This is a genomic window from Collinsella sp. AF20-14LB, assembly GCF_003459505.1.
In the GTDB taxonomy this organism is placed as follows: Bacteria; Actinomycetota; Coriobacteriia; order Coriobacteriales; family Coriobacteriaceae; genus Collinsella.
In genome coordinates, this window is sequence record NZ_QRWD01000002.1 from 79,182 (window position 1) to 95,540 (window position 16,359).

At 60.7% G+C, this 16,359-nt stretch carries 15 protein-coding genes; 5 read left to right on the forward strand and 10 right to left on the reverse strand.

What is annotated here, in order from left to right:
* The first annotated feature begins 200 nt into the window (after positions 1-200).
* The 4 genes from DWX63_RS01650 to DWX63_RS01665 all read left to right on the forward strand — a co-directional run bounded on the left by DWX63_RS01650 (position 201) and on the right by DWX63_RS01665 (position 4,510).
* Entirely contained in the window at positions 201-1,391 is a 1,191-nt protein-coding gene (locus DWX63_RS01650; protein ID WP_117842611.1) for a hypothetical protein, read from the forward strand.
* Positions 1,392-1,810: 419 nt separating this feature from the next.
* Complete coding sequence (locus DWX63_RS01655) at positions 1,811-2,176, forward strand: helix-turn-helix transcriptional regulator (protein ID WP_055252065.1); 366 nt, start codon at positions 1,811-1,813, stop codon at positions 2,174-2,176.
* A gap of 63 nt (positions 2,177-2,239) precedes the next feature.
* The gene (locus DWX63_RS01660; protein ID WP_006235433.1) at positions 2,240-2,458 is read left to right on the forward strand and encodes a cation transporter; all 219 of its coding nucleotides are present in this window, start codon (positions 2,240-2,242) and stop codon (positions 2,456-2,458) included.
* Positions 2,459-2,557: 99 nt separating this feature from the next.
* Positions 2,558-4,510: a heavy metal translocating P-type ATPase gene (locus tag DWX63_RS01665; protein ID WP_199411062.1), complete on the forward strand. Its 1,953-nt coding sequence runs from the start codon at positions 2,558-2,560 to the stop codon at positions 4,508-4,510.
* 224 nt (positions 4,511-4,734) lie between these two features.
* Here the strand turns inward: DWX63_RS01665 and DWX63_RS01670 are convergent, their stop codons facing one another.
* The 9 genes from DWX63_RS01670 to DWX63_RS01710 form a co-directional block, all read right to left on the reverse strand.
* Complete coding sequence (locus DWX63_RS01670; protein ID WP_117776889.1) at positions 4,735-5,112, reverse strand: metal-dependent transcriptional regulator; 378 nt, start codon at positions 5,110-5,112, stop codon at positions 4,735-4,737.
* A 212-nt stretch (positions 5,113-5,324) separates the two neighbouring features.
* Entirely contained in the window at positions 5,325-6,095 is a 771-nt protein-coding gene (locus DWX63_RS01675; protein ID WP_117842612.1) for a Cof-type HAD-IIB family hydrolase, read from the reverse strand.
* 6 nt (positions 6,096-6,101) lie between these two features.
* Complete coding sequence (locus tag DWX63_RS01680; RefSeq protein WP_117842613.1) at positions 6,102-7,961, reverse strand: ABC-F family ATP-binding cassette domain-containing protein; 1,860 nt, start codon at positions 7,959-7,961, stop codon at positions 6,102-6,104.
* A gap of 203 nt (positions 7,962-8,164) precedes the next feature.
* Positions 8,165-9,037, reverse strand: a complete 873-nt coding sequence (pstB, locus tag DWX63_RS01685) for a phosphate ABC transporter ATP-binding protein PstB (protein ID WP_192934525.1) — start codon at positions 9,035-9,037, stop codon at positions 8,165-8,167.
* Entirely contained in the window at positions 9,034-9,960 is a 927-nt protein-coding gene (gene pstA, locus DWX63_RS01690) for a phosphate ABC transporter permease PstA (RefSeq protein ID WP_233514433.1), read from the reverse strand. Before pstA ends, pstB begins: the two co-directional genes overlap by 4 nt.
* The gene (gene pstC, locus DWX63_RS01695; RefSeq protein WP_117735919.1) at positions 9,953-10,861 is read right to left on the reverse strand and encodes a phosphate ABC transporter permease subunit PstC; all 909 of its coding nucleotides are present in this window, start codon (positions 10,859-10,861) and stop codon (positions 9,953-9,955) included. The genes pstA and pstC overlap by 8 nt, the downstream gene beginning before the upstream one ends.
* A 24-nt stretch (positions 10,862-10,885) precedes the next feature.
* Positions 10,886-11,824, reverse strand: a complete 939-nt coding sequence (locus DWX63_RS01700) for a phosphate ABC transporter substrate-binding protein (protein WP_117842614.1) — start codon at positions 11,822-11,824, stop codon at positions 10,886-10,888.
* A 320-nt stretch (positions 11,825-12,144) separates the two neighbouring features.
* On the reverse strand, positions 12,145-13,581 hold the full coding sequence (locus DWX63_RS01705; RefSeq protein WP_117842615.1) for a M20 family metallopeptidase: 1,437 nt from the start codon (positions 13,579-13,581) through the stop codon (positions 12,145-12,147).
* A 54-nt stretch (positions 13,582-13,635) separates the two neighbouring features.
* Positions 13,636-14,331, reverse strand: coding sequence for an HAD hydrolase-like protein (locus DWX63_RS01710; RefSeq protein WP_233514434.1), 696 nt, complete (start codon positions 14,329-14,331; stop codon positions 13,636-13,638).
* A 123-nt stretch (positions 14,332-14,454) separates the two neighbouring features.
* Here DWX63_RS01710 and DWX63_RS01715 point away from each other — a divergent pair, with 123 nt between their 5' ends.
* Positions 14,455-15,315 carry a DegV family protein gene (locus tag DWX63_RS01715; RefSeq protein WP_117842617.1) on the forward strand — a complete coding sequence of 287 codons (861 nt, stop codon included), beginning with the start codon at positions 14,455-14,457 and terminating at the stop codon, positions 15,313-15,315.
* 168 nt (positions 15,316-15,483) lie between these two features.
* On the opposite strand, the gene DWX63_RS01720 is transcribed toward DWX63_RS01715, so the two are convergent.
* Positions 15,484-16,242 carry a TIGR00730 family Rossman fold protein gene (locus DWX63_RS01720; protein WP_117842618.1) on the reverse strand — a complete coding sequence of 253 codons (759 nt, stop codon included), beginning with the start codon at positions 16,240-16,242 and terminating at the stop codon, positions 15,484-15,486.
* Positions 16,243-16,359 lie beyond the last annotated feature (117 nt).

The following is a 16,359-nucleotide window of genomic DNA, read 5'->3' on the forward strand; positions in this document are numbered from 1 at the left end:
TCGTTGTCGGATGGTGATGCATCGATATCAAATGTGCAGCAATTGAGTTTTTATATGCTATAGCTAAGCTGCGATAACATTGATTTTAGGCGTGCCCACCCATAATTGCGTCAAGCTTTTGGACAGCATTTGGTTAGGCCCCTAAAACGACTTTCCCACTCAGCGCCATCAATACGGCATTAGCTGACACGATATATACCATGAGTATCGTATTGTCACATACCACTGCAAAAGCGGTCTACCAGGCCGCGCATTCGGCGTCTGCGAAAGACACCGAGCCCTGTAACCCTGCCGCGATTTATGGATCATGTCCCACCGGAACGCTCCTTGACGCAGCCGCAGAATGGCTCACCAAACACGATGTTTCTCTCGACACAAATGATTGCCTCGAGGTAATGGTGTTTGATCGCAGGAATGCGCGCTATGCACTGAACTGTCAATGCCACGTTTCGTCAAAACGATTCTCGAACTCACGCTTTATAGAGCTCAAAGATGGCATCTTTATTGTTGGCGTTGAGCTTTGCGCACTTCAGGCCGCCACCTATCTCCCTTTTCGCGAACTGGTGGAGTACTACTTTGAATTGTGCGGCGTTTACTCCCTTGGAACCGACTCTTCCACCTCCTATATCGAGCGTTTCGCGCTCACCTCGACCGAGAGGTTAAAACAGTTCTTTAATTCCATTACCAGATGCGACGGTCTGGCCCTTGCCCGAAAGGCGATCCAATATGTGCGCGACGGATGCCGGTCTCCTATGGAAACGGCCTTTGTCATGATGCTAACGCTGCCCAAAAGCGAAGGAGGGCTTGGTATTAAGGGAATTGAGACCGATTACGAGGTGCAGGTCACCGCTGCCGCAAAGAATCTCACGAGACGCAATAAGTTCTTTATGGATGCGTATCTAAAGAAATCTCGCGCAGACATTGAATACAACGGGTTTTATCATGACGCGGAAGAAGACCGCGCCATCGATGAGGAGCGCAAGAATGCGCTTGCGTCCATGGGATACGGAATCATCACCGTCAGTCGTTATTCCTTTATGCATGCCAGCGCTTTCGTTAGGGTCATGGAGGCGATCCAACGGAAAGAGGGTATACGCCCCTCGCGTCTGCCAAAAGACTTTCAAATCATGCAAGAGGACCTGAGACAGTTTGTGCTCAGAAGGTTTATAGAAGAGAAAAAGCGAATTCAGAAGCAGCTTCGCCAGGATTCCGAAGATCGTCAACGAATCGACCTCGAAAAAGCAACACTCGAAGGTATCGCGCTGGATGACCCGACAATAAATGAAGTTCCGGCAATCGATGACATGCAGACTGTCGAATCCGACAGCCCATCATTTGCCCAAATAAGCAGCCTCGCGCCCGAGGGCAGAATCTTCGGGGCCGGAAGCTAGACTGACTAACAAGGTGGGTACCCTAGCGATGTGCAAAATTGCGAGTATTCAGCAGGGTCGGCCCTCCAGCACCCACAAGTTAATCCAAATGAGAAACAAAAACGCTATCGAACGGGAACGTTAGGCAACATTTGAGGAAGACCTTGTCTGTTTACCGCCCTTGGATAACTCTTGAGCGGCTTTATTTGGCCTGGAATAGATTAACGGACCCCCTATAGTTGCAGAATACTCCAATTTTTGCACGGCGCGGGGGCACCCACCCCGGCATCGACTATCAAAACCGCTCAGTCCGGAATCTCGTCCACTATTCCCCATCATTTTGTGCGACGAATTACCTGAACGTCATTGACATATGAACATGCGCTCATATAATCGGAAGTAAGTTATATGAGCGCATGTTCATATGAAAGGATATTGCAATGAGCAGCCACGCTGATGAAACAAAGACTGGCATCGAGGCCACCGAGCCGATCGTCCCCACCACCTGCTCGCCCGAGGACCTTCCCGACGAGGAGCTTCTCTACGACCTTGCCGACCTGTTCAAGGTCTTCAGCGACACCACGCGCATCAAGATTCTCTATGCCCTCATGGGTCGCGAGCTCTGCGTGGCTGACATCGCCGAAGCGACCGCGACCTCGCAGTCTGCGGTGTCGCACCAGCTGCGCACGCTTAAGCAGTCGCACCTGGTCAAGTTCCGCCGCGACGGCCGCAACATTCTCTACTCGCTTGCCGACGATCACGTCTACACCATGCTTAACCAGGGCATGAGCCATATCTGCGAATAGCAATCAACCACGGTATCAGCGCGGCCGGCACCCAGACCGCTAACACAGGGAAAGGAACCCACCATGAAAAAGCAGTTCAAGCTCGACGAGATCGATTGCGCCAACTGCGCGCGTGAACTTCAGGACGAGCTGGCTAAGCTCGATGGCGTCAAGTCCGTTTCGGTCAACTTTATGACCCAGAAGCTGACGCTCGAGGCTGACGACGCCGAGTTCGACGAGGTCCTGGACCGCGTCGTTGAGTTCACCGCCGACGCCGAGCCGGACTGCGAAATCATTCTCTAACCCGCGCATACGTTGACCTGTAAGGCCGCGCTTGCCGCGGCCTTTGCTCGCGAAATTATATGAGCAAGTGTTCATACACTCAAATGGGAGGTTTGAATCATGGCAGCCGCCGATCCCAAAAAGAAAAAGAAGAAGCGCAAGAAGAAAGAGTCCCTTGAGCACAAGCGCAACCGCATCCTGGTAGCACTGGGCATTTTTGCCGTTGTTTATGCCCTCGACGAGCTCGGCGCCCTCACTATCGCATTTGGGGAGCCTGGCAACATCTACGCCAGCTTCGCGCTGTTCCTCGTGCCGTTTTTGATTGCCGGATACGACGTACTGCAAAAGGCATTCAATAACATCCGCCGCGGCAAGGCCTTCGACGAGAGTTTCCTTATGGCAGTCGCGACCATCGGCGCGTTTGCCATGGTGCTCTTCCCCGATACCGACCCGCACATGGCCGAAGGCGCCGCCGTCATGCTGTTCTACCAGGTCGGCGAGCTGTTCCAGGCATACGCTGTGGGCAAGAGCCGCAAGTCGATCAGTGCCATGATGGACATCGCGCCCGACTACGCTAACGTCGAGCAGCCCGACGGCACGCTCGAGCAAGTCTTCCCCGATGACATCGCCGTCGGCACCGTCATCGTCGTCAAGCCTGGCGAGCGCGTGCCCATCGACGGCATCATCGTCGAAGGCGAGACACAGCTCGATACCGCCGCCCTTACTGGCGAGTCAGTCCCCCGTCCGGCCAAAACCGGAGACGATATCATCAGCGGTTGCATCAACATGACGGGCCTCATCCACGTGCGCACCACCAAGCCCTTTGGCGAGTCCACCGTCGCGCGCGTCCTGGAACTCGTGGAGAATGCCAGCGAAAAGAAGGCGCGCACCGAGAACTTCATCACGCGCTTCGCCCGCGTCTACACGCCCGCCGTCACCGGCGCGGCCGCGGTACTCGCGCTCGGCGGCGGTTTGGTCACCGGCGCCTGGTCCGACTGGATCCTGCGCGGCCTGACCTTCCTGGTCGTCAGCTGCCCGTGTGCGCTCGTGATCAGCGTGCCGCTCAGTTTCTTTGGCGGCATCGGCGGCGCGTCCAAGCTGGGCGTTCTCATCAAGGGTTCCAACTACCTCGAGACGCTCGCCGATGTGGACACCGTCGTCTTTGACAAGACGGGCACCCTCACCAACGGCACGTTCTCGGTCGTCGCGGTGCACCCCGAGGCAGGCTATACCGAGCAGTCGCTACTCGAGGTCGCAGCCCTCGCCGAGTCGTTCTCCGACCATCCCATCGCGCAGTCGGTGCGCACCGCCTTCCAGGGCGAGCTCGATCCCAAGCGCGTAAGCGACTCCGCCAACAACGCGGGCCATGGCGTGACGGCGACTATCGACAGCAAACATGTCGTCGTCGGCAACGCCAAGATGCTTGCTGCGGCCGGTATCGACGCTCCCAATTGCGAGGTCGTCGGTACGATCCTCCACGTGCTCGTCGACGGCACCTATGCCGGCCACATCGTAATTGCCGACACCATCAAGGTCGATGCGGAGCAAACGATTCGCGACCTGCACGCCGCCGGCGTCAAGCGCACCGTCATGCTCACGGGCGACCGCGAGGAGGTTGCAGCGTCTGTGGCCAAGCAGCTCGGCCTCGACGAGTTCCACGCGCAGCTGCTGCCGGGCGACAAGGTCGAGCGTGTTGAAGCGCTGCTCGCGGCCGAAAGTGGCAAGGGCAAGCTCGCCTTTGTCGGCGACGGTATCAACGACGCGCCTGTGCTTACGCGCGCTGATGTGGGCATTGCCATGGGCGCCATGGGTTCCGACGCCGCGATCGAGGCCGCCGACGTGGTGCTGATGGACGACAAGCCGTCCGACATTTCCCGCGCTATTCGCGTGGCGCGCAAGACCATGTCGAATGTTTGGCAGAACATCATCTTTGCGCTGGGCATTAAGCTGCTCATCCTTGTGCTGGCAGCGCTGGGCATCGCCAATATGTGGCTTGCCGTCTTTGGCGACGTGGGCGTGGCGATCATCGCTATCCTGAACGCCATGCGCGCGATGGGTGTCAAGAACCTGTAGCGCCTGTGGTCCCTCCGGCCGGGACCGGGCTTGGTTTTGAAAACGTCCTCGACCAATGAAGCGCCCCCGTTCTGCTCCTTCGGAGCTACGAACGGGGGCGCTTCTGGTCTGCGGAGTGTTTTCAAAAACCAAGCCCGGTCCCGGCCTGCGGTAACGTTGCTGGCGGTTCTTGGGCATCGCTTGCTGGCGGGGTTCCTTGTCTGAGTTGGACTTGGTTGGCGGGGCTACTGGTCCCGGTCGCTGTCCCGTCCCAGCATCGCCCTCAGCTTCTCAAAGCTTTCCTCGCTCAGGCAGTGCTCCATGTGGCAGCCCTCTTGCGACGCGACCTCAGCCGAAACACCCGCATCCTCCAGCAGCCCCACGAAAAAGCAGTGGCGCTCCCACATTTGACGGGCAACCTCAAGACCGCGTTCCGTCAGATGCACGTCGCGTTTGCCCATTTCGACATAGCCGTTGCTTTCCAGCGTCGCCATGGCCTTGGAAACGCTCGCCTTGGTTACGCCGAGGTACTCCGCAACGTCGATCGAGCGCACGGTGCCCTGACGTTCCGACAGAACGTAGATCGATTCGAGATAGTCTTCTCCGGATTCACGCAGGGCCATGGGCCGCCTTTCGCGATGGCTTCTAGTTAGCCTTTGGATACTTTTGCTTGATTTACTTTACCGCAAAAGTTGCCTATGTCTTACTACGTTGTCTAAAAAGTTAACCGTGTTTCACAAAACGCACGGGACGAAAACAAAGCGGGGACACGCCCCGCAAGGAGTGCCTCCGACTGCCGGCGCAAAAGGAACGTCCCCAAGTGCCGAATCCGTAGCTATAGCAGGCCAAAGTGCTCGGCGGCGTTGTAGACGCCGTCGTCGTCTACGGCGGTCGTCACGTAGGTCGCTGCGGCCTTCACGGTATCCTGCGCGTTGCCCATGGCCACACTTGTGCCCACGGCCGAGAACATCGACAGGTCGTTCTCGCCGTCGCCAAAGGCGATCGCCTCGCTCGCGTCGACACCCAGGCGCTCCAGCGTCGCTGCCACACCCAGGTCCTTGCCGCCGTTAGCGGGAATAATGTCGCAGAACAGGTCGCACCAGCGCGTGGTGAGCGAATGCGACACGGCGTCGGTCACGATATGCTCGTCGGCCGGATCCACAAAGGCGCAAAACTGGTAGACCGGCGCGTCAAAGGCGTGCTCAAACGGCTCCTCGTGGTAGACAATTCCCGCGTTGCTGCCGGCCGTCACCACGCGCTCGGACAGGCGGTTCACAAACGAGTTCTCGCCCTGCATGCACAGCGAGTCGTAGCGCCCCTCGGCCACCTGGTCCACAATCACCGCAACGTCGTCCGGATCGATCGGGCAGCTACGGTAAACGCCCTCGGCATCAAAACAGTGCTGGCCCGAAAGCGTAATGTACGCATCCCAACCAAGATCGAACAGCCAATCGGGCATCTGGTAGGTCGGGCGACCCGTGGCAATGACGCACGCAATCCCCTGCTCGTGAAAGCTGTCGAGCACCTGCTGCGCCGACGCCGGAATCCGGTGCGTCTCAAAGCTCAGCAGCGTGCCGTCGATATCAAAAAACGCGGCCTTGATCATCCTCGCCTACTCCTCGCCCTCGAGCTTCTCGCTCGCCTCGAGCCACGCCATCTCCAGCTCGTCCATGGCGGCGTGGGCCTCGTCGATCTTTGCCTGCTGCTCGCCCAGCGCCGTGTAGTTGGTGGGATCGACCTGGGCCATGGCGGCCTCGGCCTCCTCCACGCGAGCGCGCTGCGTTTCCATCTTGCGCTCGAGCGAGCTCACCTCACGACGGAGCTTTTGGCGCTCGGCATTGGAAAGGCCGTTGGGCTGACCGCTCGACTTGGGCTTTTCGGCCGCAGCCGCCGCGGCACCGGTGTCGAACGTACCGGTCTTGGCGCTCGGTGCACCCACGGGCTCGCCCTCGGCGGTGGCGTTGCACAGGCGCAGGTACTGGTCGACGCCGCCGGGCATATGCGTCAGGTGGCCGTCGAGCAGCGCCCACTGCTGGTCGGTCACGCGCTCCATCAAAAAGCGGTCGTGCGTCACCAGAATCAGCGTGCCGGGCCAGCCGTCCAGCAAGTCCTCGACAATCGCCAGCATGTCGGTATCCAGGTCGTTGCCGGGCTCGTCCAGGATGAGCACGTTGGGCTCGTCCAGGATCGTCAGCAGCAGCGACAGGCGACGGCGCTGGCCGCCCGAAAGATCGCCGATGCGGCTCCAGAGCTGCTGCGTCGTAAAGCCCAGACGCTCGCAGAGCTTCTCGGGTGAAGTCTCCTTGCCGTCAATGACGTAGTACTTCTTATAGTGGCTGAGCACCTCGCGGATCGTGTCGCCCATGTAGGGTTCGAGCTCCTCGAGCTGCTGCGACAGCACGCCAAAGCGCACCGTCTGGCCGATCTTCACGCGGCCGCGCAGGGGCGCGATCTTGCCCTGGATCACGTCGAGCAAAGTCGACTTGCCGGCGCCGTTCTCGCCCAAAAGACCATAGCGGTCGCCCGCACCAATGAGCCAGGTCACGTCGTTGAGCACCTGCTTGGGCGCGCCATCGGTATCCGCATAGCCGGCGTCCACGTCGACCACATCGATAACCTGCTTGCCCAGGCGGCTCACGGCCAGGCGCTTGAGCTCCAGCTCGTCACGCACGGGCGGCACGTCGGCGATCAGCTCGCGAGCGGCATCCACGCGAAACTTGGGCTTGGTGGAGCGCGCCTGGGCACCGCGGCTCAGCCACGCGAGCTCCTTACGTGCCATGTTGCGACGGCGTTCCTCGGTAACCGCGGCCATGCGGTCGCGTTCCACGCGCTGCAGGATATATGCCGAATAGCCGCCCTCGAAGGGATCGACCTGGCCGTCGTGAACCTCCCACATGCTGGTGCAGACCTCGTCCAAGAACCAGCGATCGTGCGTGACCACGAGCATCGCGCCCTGACCGCGCTGCCAGCGGGCCTTTAAGTGACGCGCAAGCCAGTTGATGGTGCGCATGTCCAGATGGTTGGTGGGCTCATCGAGCATGAGCACGTCATAGTCGCCGATCAGCAGGCGCGCGAGGTCCACGCGGCGGCGCTGACCGCCCGAGAGCTCGCCTACCATGCCCTCCCAGGGTACATCGCTAATGAGGCCGGCGAGGATCTGGCGCGTACGGGGGCTCGACGCCCACTCATACTCGGGCGTGTCGCCCACGACGGCATGATGCACGGTGTCGGTATCGACCAGGTTGTCCTTTTGGCCGAGCAATCCGATCGTGGTGTCGCGGCGGTGCGTCACGCGGCCGTCGTCGGGCTCCAGCGCGCCGGCGAGCACGCTCAGCAGCGTCGACTTGCCGTCGCCGTTTTTGCCGACAATACCAATACGGTCGCCCTCGTCCACGCCGAGCGTCACGCTATCGAAAATATGCTTGGTGGGAAACTCTAGGCTGACGGAATCGCATCCCAAAAGAATCGCCATATGCCCTGCTCCTTCGTAGAAATTCAACGTTCTCCATGATAGCGAAAACCACCACAAAGGGGACGGGCGCCTTCGTGGTGGTTTTGGGCAAGCGCACCAGCACACGACACAAAAAGGCGGGCCATCTCCCGCAAGAGATGACCCGCCTCTCCAATCAGTCCCGCGGCAACCATGGCCGCCGCGGGCCTCAAGCATGTCCCGGACTAGGAGAACATGCCGGTGAGGTAATCATTCAGCCGCTTATCCTTGGGCCGTTGGAAAATCTCGTCGGTTTCGTCGTACTCGACCATATCGCCCATGTAGAAAAACGCCGTGCGGTTGGACACGCGCGACGCCTGCTCCATGTTGTGCGTCACGATGACGATGGCGCGGTCGGCCACGATCGACGACATCAAATCCTCGATCGCCAGCGTCGAGATGGGGTCGAGCGCCGAACAGGGCTCGTCAAACAGGATCACGTCGGGGTTGAGCGCCAGCGTGCGCGCAATGCACAGACGCTGCTGCTGGCCGCCCGAAAGCGCGTAGGCGCTCTTGTCGAGCTTGTCCTTGACCTCGTCCCACAACGCCGCACCGCGCAGGCTTTCCTCGACCATGCGGTCGAGCTCGTCGCGGTCGGTGATGCCGTGGCGCTTGGGCGCAAACGTAATGTTGTCGCGAATGGACTTGCGGAACGGGTTTGGCTGCTGGAACACCATGCCAATGGACCGGCGCAGCTCGTAGGTATTCTCGGTCTTGGTGTTCACGTTGCGTCCGCGGTAGCTGATCTCGCCCTCCACGCGGCAGCCGCGAATCTCGCGATTCATCAGGTTGAGGCTGCGCAAGAAGGTCGACTTGCCGCAGCCCGAAGGCCCGATGAGCGCCGTGATCTCACCCTTGTGGAAGTCGAGCGACGTATTGTGCAGCGCATGGTGGTCGCCATAGTACACGTTGACGTCCTTGGTGGAGAGCACGACCTCGTCGCTCACGGCCTTGCCGCTCACGCGAACACGTTTCTCGCTCTCCCCCACGCTCGACAAAAAGTCCTGGGTGTCGGACGATGCCGCCTCGGTTGCGGGCGTCGCATTCGTCTCGCTCATTCGGCCGTCATCCTCCTTGCCAGTTGCTTGCCCACGATACGGGCGACTACGTTAAACAGCAGCACGCAAATCATCAGCAGTGCCGCAGTGCCCCAGACGATCTGCTGGGCCTCGGGGCTGCCCTCGCCATAGATCTTGTAGATGTGCACGGCCAGCGACTCGCCGGGACGGAACACGTTCCAGGCGCAGGTGGGGCTCGACAGGTTAAAGCTCAAGAAGTTCAGGCGAACCGGCGAGCTCATGCCCGAGGTAAAGAGCAGCGCCGCGGCCTCGCCAAACACGCGGCCGGCCGAAAGCACGATGCCGGTCACGATGGCGGGCATGGCCTCGGGAATCAGGATGTGCAGTGTGGCCTCCCAGCGAGTGAGGCCCATGGCCAGGCATGCATCGCGCTGGGCCTGCGGCGCGTCCTCGAGCGCCTGCTGAATCACGCGCACCAGGATGGGGATGTTGAACATGGTGAGCGCGACGGCGCCGGAGATGATGGAGTACTTCCAGCCCAGCTGCACCGAGAACACCAGAAAGCCGAACATGCCTACGACAATGGAGGGCAGCGAGGACAGCGTCTCGATGGCGGTCGACGCGATGTCGCGAATAGGCCCATCGGGCGCGTACTCAACCAAAAAGACCGCGCCGCCCAGGCTGATGGGCACCGAGATGATCAGGGTGATCAGCAGCAGATAGAACGAGTCGAACAGCTGGTAGAGCACGCCGCCCTGCGTTCCGTTGGCGCGTGCGGGCTGCGTGAGAAAGCCCGGCTGGAACAGCGTCGAGATACCCTCGAACAGGATGTAGGCCACCATGGAGACGACGATAAGCATGACGATGGCGACAATCGCCGTCAGCACGCCCGTGGCGATGCGGTCCTGCTTTTGGACAAGCCCGAGTCTCGCCTCGTCGATGTGGATGCGCGTGCTAGCCACGAGCCTTCGCCCCCTTGCGGCCAATGAGATGGATGATCAGGATAAAGATGAGGCTCATGCCCATCAGCAGCAGACCGAGCGCCCACAGGACGTCGTCCTGCGCCGAGCCCTCGGCATAGACCGCCATGGACGTGGTGAGCGTGGTGGTGATGGTAGACGCCGGCGACAGCAGCGACGTCGGCATGGCCTCGATGCCGCCAATGACCATGCGCACGGCGAGCGTCTCGCCAAAGGCGCGGGTCATGCCAAGGATGACTGCGGTCATGAGCGAGGGCATGGCGGACTTGAGCACCACGTGCCAGATGGTCTGCCAGCGGGTGTAGCCCAGCGCGAGCGAACCCTGGCGGTAGCTATCGGGCACGGCGCGCAGGCCATCGACCGAAAGCGTGGTCATCGTCGGCAGAATCATGACTGCCAGCACGATAGCGCCGGGCAAGATACCCAGACCCGTGCTCACATGGAAAACGCTCTTCATAAGGCCGACGACCACGTGAAAACCGATCAGGCCAAAGACGACCGAGGGAATGCCGGTCAAAAGCTCAATAAGCGGCTGAAAGACCTTGGAGCCAAACTTAGGCTGGATCTCGACCGCAAAGATGGCAGAGCCGATGGCGATGGGCAGCGCGATGAGCGTGGAGAGCACCATGACCGCAAACGAGGTGACGATCAGGGGCAGGGCGCCGGTGTAGGGCAGGCCGTTTTCGGCTGTGTTGGCCAGGTCCCACTTGGTGCCGGTGAAGAACTCGACGACCGAAACGCCGTCCTTGAGAAAAGCCGAGAGGCCCTTTTGGGCGACCATAAAGATGAGCGCGGCAACGACAAGCGTCACGAGCGCTACGCACGCGCCCGTGACGCCCAGGCCCACGTTCTCAAGGTCGCGCTTTGGCAGCTGTTTTGCCATTGCAAACCTTTCCGGGGCGATTACTTATTTAGCGGAGACCTTGCCGCTGACGTCCTTGACGACCTTCATAGCAGAGACGGGGATAAAGCCCTGCTCCTCGACGAGCTTGCCCTGGACGTCGTCGGAAAGCATGAACTCCAGGAAGGCCTTGGTGGCCTCGTCGGCGTCCTTGGAGCAGTACATGTGCTCGGTCGCCCAGATCTTGAAGGAGTCGTCGGTGACGTTTGCGCTCTTGGGCTCCACGCCCTCGACCTTGATGGCGTTGAACTTGGAGTCGTCGAAGTGCGAGAAGTCGAGGTAGGAGATGGCATTGTCGGTGCTGCCCATCTGAGTCTGGACATCGCCGGACTTGTCGAGCTCGGCGTCGCCCTTAAAGTCGACGGCCTCGTCGCCAAAGACGGCGGCCTCGAAGGTGGCGCGGGTGCCGGAGCCGGCCTTGCGGTTGAGAACGACGATCTTGGCGTCGTCGCCGCCGACCTCCTTCCAGTTGGTGATCTGGCCGGAGAAGATACCCTTGAGCTGCTCGAGGGACAGGTCGTCGACCTTGACGTTCTTGGAGACGACGGGGCCCATGCCCACGACGGCGACCTCGTGGTCGACGAGGTTCTTGACCTGGTCGGCCTCGAGCTTGGTCTCGGCGAAGACGTCGGAGTTACCGATAGCGACGGTGCCGGCGGCGACAGCGGTCAGGCCCTTGCCCGAACCGTTACCCGAGCCAGAGACGGAGACGTCCGGGTTGGCATCCATGAACTTCTCGGCAGCAGTCTCGACGAGAGCCTGGAACGAGGAAGCGCCGTCGTAGGTCACCTCGCCCGAGACGGACTCGGCAGCAGCGGCGCTGCCCTCAGCAGCGGTGTTGGCGGCGTTGGAGCCGCCGCAACCAACGAGACCGAGACCGACGATGCTGGCAAGACCACCAGCGAGGCCGAGGAACTGACGACGAGAATAAGCCTGATCGAGCATGATCTTCCTTTCATACATGCGACTCGCGGGCACCCTGCCCGCTTTGCTGTTTGGAAAGATACGGTCTCGATCGGGCGACGACCGCCTTATCTGCGGTTTCTTACGGACATTTGATAGACCCTTACCGCAAGCTCTGCCCAGCCTTTACAAACGGATAACAAACCCGCCACCAAGCATGACCCGCCTTTTACACCAATAAAAACAAAGTTGCGGTGAAATAGTTCCTGCTTGGCCATCAAATGGCCCATTCTAGGAACTATTCCACCGCAACTTAAAAAGCCCGGACGAAAGGGGTGCTAAGTTGTTAAAACGCCGCAGCCTTAAAGCTCAAGCTCGTTCAAACGTAAGATCGCCACGATATAAATCTTGAGCGCCTGCTTGAGCTGTTCCTCGTTGGCGCACTCATTGGGGCCGTGCATCTGGCCGCCCCATGCGGGCAGCTCCAGGCCGGTCTCCTCGGGGCCAAACGAGACGGCGCGGGCAAAGTTGCGTGCGTACGTGCCGCCGCCCATGGCAAAGGGCTCAGCATGCTTGCCCGTAAACTCGTTATAGGTATCAATAAGCGCCTTCACGGCCGGATCGTCGGCAGAGACCGAGAACGGCACCTTCACACGACCCACACGGCACGTCACGCCAAAACGGCCCACGAGCGGATCGAGCTGCTCGCGGATGGTATCGGCACTCGTGCTGTCGGGGAAGCGCACGTCGATGACCTGCTCAATATGGCCATCCGCCACGCGGATGACGCCAGCGTTGCAGGTAAGCGGGCCAAACGCCGGACTCGTCGCATCGATACCTAGGCCGCGGCCATAGGCATCCGCATGCACAAAGGCCAGGAACTTGACGAACTCGTGCTCGGCAGGCGTCAGCAGGCGCTCGTCGCGTGCACCAAACGCGTCTTCGGCCTCGCGCAGATACGACACGATCAGGCCGACGGCGTTGATGGTGCCCTCAGGCATCGAAGCGTGGCCGCCAATACCGTGGGCGAAAATCTGCGCATGCCCGTTATCAAGCGCCGTGATCTCCAGGCGGTCGGCGTTCTCAACGGGCGCCGGCAGTTCATCGGCGGCAATCGCGAGCTCGCAGATGGACTGCGACGGAATGGCATTGCTCGCCTCGGAGCCGCTCCACGACACGATGCGCCCGCCGTCGATCTTGGGACTCACGAACGTCGCCCCAAACTGGCCCTTCTCGGCATTGCAGACCGGAAACTCGGCATCGGGCGTAAACAAAAAGTCGGGGTCTGCGTGGTTCTCCAGATAATGGTGAACGTCGGACATGCCCACTTCCTCATCGCAGCCCAGCAGCGCGCGGAAAGTATAGCGCGGGGTAATGCCGTGCTTGAGCAGATAGGCGCCGGCGTAGAGTGACAGCACCGCCGGACCCTTGTCGTCGATAACGCCGCGGCCGAGCAGCCAGCCCTCGCGACGCTCCAGCGCAAACGGGTCGGTGTTCCAGCCCGGGCCGGCGGGCACCACGTCCACGTGGCAGATGGTCGCGAGCTGCTTGTCGCCGCGGCCAGGGATATCGGCAATGCCCACATAGCCCTCGTCGTCGCTCGTCTGATAGCCAAGCTTCTGCGCGATGCCGAGCGCACAGTCGAGCGCGTCACGGACCGGGCGGCCAAACGGCGCGCCGGGCTCTGCATCGGCAGAAACTGCCACGGACGGATAGCTCACCAGCTGCTCGATATCGGCGACGACATCTTCCCAGACCTCGTCGACATACTCAGCGACGCTCTGCTCCACCTGATTCATAGACTGCCTCCTTACCAATGAGCGGCAAGCGTACCCGCCCCTCACATTTAGTTCCTAGATAGAGAAAAGTTTAGCAAGCTCGGCCACCGAGTGCACCACTGCATCGGCACCCGCCGCCTCATGCTCACCCGGCGCCGCCGCGCCCGAATAGATGCCGATGCACGGCACGCCCATTGCGTGCGCGCCCTCCACATCGTTAAAGCGATCGCCGATCATCACGGCATCGTCCGCCGTCGCGCCGAGCGCCGCCAGGGCATCGCGAACCGAATCGGCCTTGGTCTCGCGCCCCTGCGGCGGATTCATGCCAACCACGGCTTCGAACTGAGAAAGACCAAGCTCATGCACCATGTCGATGCATTTGGCCTCCATGCGCGACGTCGCCACGGCCATACGTTTGCCTTGGGCGACCAACCCATCCAGCAGCTCGGGGACCCCATTGAACACGGGATACTCCTCCGGTCCCAGTTCATCAAAAAAGGCGCGGTACTCATCGGCCACCACAAGCGACTCCTCGCGGGAAAAGCCGTAAAAGTCGTGAAAGCTCTTCCACAGGGGCGGCCCGATCATGCGGCGCAGATCACCCATCTGCGTCTCCGAAAACCCGCGCGCAGCCAGCGTCTTGCGCGTCGAGGTCATCACTGCCCGACCCGTATCGGCCACCGTGCCGTCAAAATCGAACAGCACAACCGGCCGCTCGCAAAGTTGCAATGCCGCCATCGGCACCCTTCTTCCCCAGTTGATGATTTCCACACCACCGCTTCAAACTGTTGACTATTCAACAATTGAACCTAGCAATGTAGAGCAACTCCACTATACTTGTCGCACTTTGCTTTCAGAAGGCGGCGCTGCCGCGCCCCAACGAAAGGTGCAATTATGTCTTTTGCCATCATAACCGACTCCACGTCGGACATCTCCCCCGCCCGTGCCCAAGAGCTCGGCATTTACGTGATTCCGCTGCATGTGATTATCGAGGGCGAGGACCTGCTCGACCAGGTGCAGATTACCGCCGAGGAATACGTCGCCCGCATGGCCGGCTCCGAGCAGCTGCCGCACACCTCGCAGCCGAGCGCCGGCGAGTTCAAGGCGCTGTTTGACCGCGTACGCGCCGATGGCCACGACAGCGCGATCTTTATCTCGCTGTGCAGCGAGTGGTCCGCCTGCTATTCCAACGCATGCCTGATCGCCGAGACCCACGAGCTCGACGTGCGCTGCATCGATTCGCGCACCGGCTCGGGCGCCGAGGGCCTGCTGGTGGAGTACGCGCTTGCCATGCGCGAGGACGGCCGCAGCTTGGACGAGACCGAGGCGCAGATCCGCGCGACGCTGCCCGAAGCCCACCTGCTGCTGATTCCCCGCACGCTCGAGAACCTGGTCAAAAACGGCCGCGCCCCCAAGCTCGCCGGCCAGCTGACGCAGATGCTCAACATTCGCCTGGCCGTTTCGCCGGAGTGGAAATCGGGCGAGATCAAGGCAATCAAAAAGGGCCGCGGCGCCAAGCGCATCGTCGCCAACACCATGGCAGATTGCCTCGCGTTTTTGGACGAGCACCCGGGCTCAAGCGTGCGCGTGCTCACGACCGGCGCCGCCGAGGAGCAGGAACTTGTCAACGAGGCGCTCGCGGGCCAGGACTACGTAGACGCCGGCACTGGCCCCATCGGCTGCACCATCGCCACCCACGTAGGCGTCGATGCCATCGCCATCAGCTACTGCCCCCGCTACCAGCCCATCCACTAGGGGCACCTTTACCTCTTGCGGTGGAATAGGGACTGTTTTTGGCTTATTAGCCGCCAATCAATCCCTATTCCACCGCAACTTGGAAGCACTTCATTTGGGACGGGGCTAAAAAGACTGGCATGTAACGTTACGCACCGGTCTTTTTAGCCCCGTCCCATTTTAGCTACTCTACATCAGCCCGCTCAGGGCAATGTCAACGGCCTCGTTGAGGTCGTCGGTAATGTGTACCAGATCCGGATCGAGCGGACTGATCATGCCGGCGTCCATCACCGGACCGTTGAGCCAGTCGAACAGGCCCTGCCAGTACTCGCTGCCCACCAACACGAGCGGCATGCGCTTGACCTTGTGCGTTTGCACCAGCGTGAGAACCTCGAACATCTCGTCGAGCGTGCCAAAGCCGCCGGGAAATACGATTGCGCCCGAGCTGTACTTAACGAACATGGTTTTGCGCACAAAGAAGTAGCGGAAGTCCATGCCAAGGTTCACGTATTTATTGAGCCCCTGCTCGTGCGGCAATTCAATGCCTAGGCCAACTGACTTGCCGTTGACACTCGCCGCTCCCCTGTTGGCCGCCTCCATGATGCCGGGGCCGCCACCGGTGATGACCGCCACGCCACGTTGCGCGATCTTGCGCCCGACGGTGCGCGCCGCCTTGTAGAGCGGATCGGTCTTGGGCGTGCGGGCGCTACCGAAGATAGTCACCGCAGGTCCAAGCTCGGCAAGTGCGCCAAAGCCATCGACAAACTCTGCCTGAATTCGCAGCACGCGCCAGGGGTCGGCGTGCAGCCAGTCAGTCGACTCCTCGGGCGCCAGCAGGTTGGCGTAGGTGTTGTCCTTAGGAATCATGGGGCCGCGCATGACCACGGGGCCGCGGCGGTACGTCTCGTCGTAGGCAGGCTCGCCCTCGACGTTCTCATTCTTAATCATGGGTACTCCTATCGAGAAAAAGAAAAACGGGCGGGGTCGACGCTATGCGTCAAACACCCGCCCGAGCATCAACTATTCGGTATGGTACCCACGATGCATCAAGCACTTGCAAGCTAT

Bases quoted from the DNA above. Each gene is read 5' to 3' on its own strand.
- DWX63_RS01715 (WP_117842617.1), top strand. From the start codon at position 14,455: ATGTCTTTTGCCATCATAACCGACTCCACGTCGGACATCTCCCCCGCC.
- DWX63_RS01665 (WP_199411062.1), top strand. From the start codon at position 2,558: ATGGCAGCCGCCGATCCCAAAAAGAAAAAGAAGAAGCGCAAGAAGAAA.
- DWX63_RS01675 (WP_117842612.1), bottom strand. From the start codon at position 6,095: ATGATCAAGGCCGCGTTTTTTGATATCGACGGCACGCTGCTGAGCTTT.
- DWX63_RS01720 (WP_117842618.1), bottom strand. From the start codon at position 16,242: ATGATTAAGAATGAGAACGTCGAGGGCGAGCCTGCCTACGACGAGACG.
- pstB (WP_192934525.1), bottom strand. From the start codon at position 9,037: ATGAGCGAGACGAATGCGACGCCCGCAACCGAGGCGGCATCGTCCGAC.
- DWX63_RS01670 (WP_117776889.1), bottom strand. From the start codon at position 5,112: ATGGCCCTGCGTGAATCCGGAGAAGACTATCTCGAATCGATCTACGTT.
- DWX63_RS01650 (WP_117842611.1), top strand. From the start codon at position 201: ATGAGTATCGTATTGTCACATACCACTGCAAAAGCGGTCTACCAGGCC.
- DWX63_RS01705 (WP_117842615.1), bottom strand. From the start codon at position 13,581: ATGAATCAGGTGGAGCAGAGCGTCGCTGAGTATGTCGACGAGGTCTGG.
- DWX63_RS01660 (WP_006235433.1), top strand. From the start codon at position 2,240: ATGAAAAAGCAGTTCAAGCTCGACGAGATCGATTGCGCCAACTGCGCG.
- pstC (WP_117735919.1), bottom strand. From the start codon at position 10,861: ATGGCAAAACAGCTGCCAAAGCGCGACCTTGAGAACGTGGGCCTGGGC.
- DWX63_RS01700 (WP_117842614.1), bottom strand. From the start codon at position 11,824: ATGCTCGATCAGGCTTATTCTCGTCGTCAGTTCCTCGGCCTCGCTGGT.
- DWX63_RS01655 (WP_055252065.1), top strand. From the start codon at position 1,811: ATGAGCAGCCACGCTGATGAAACAAAGACTGGCATCGAGGCCACCGAG.
- DWX63_RS01680 (WP_117842613.1), bottom strand. From the start codon at position 7,961: ATGGCGATTCTTTTGGGATGCGATTCCGTCAGCCTAGAGTTTCCCACC.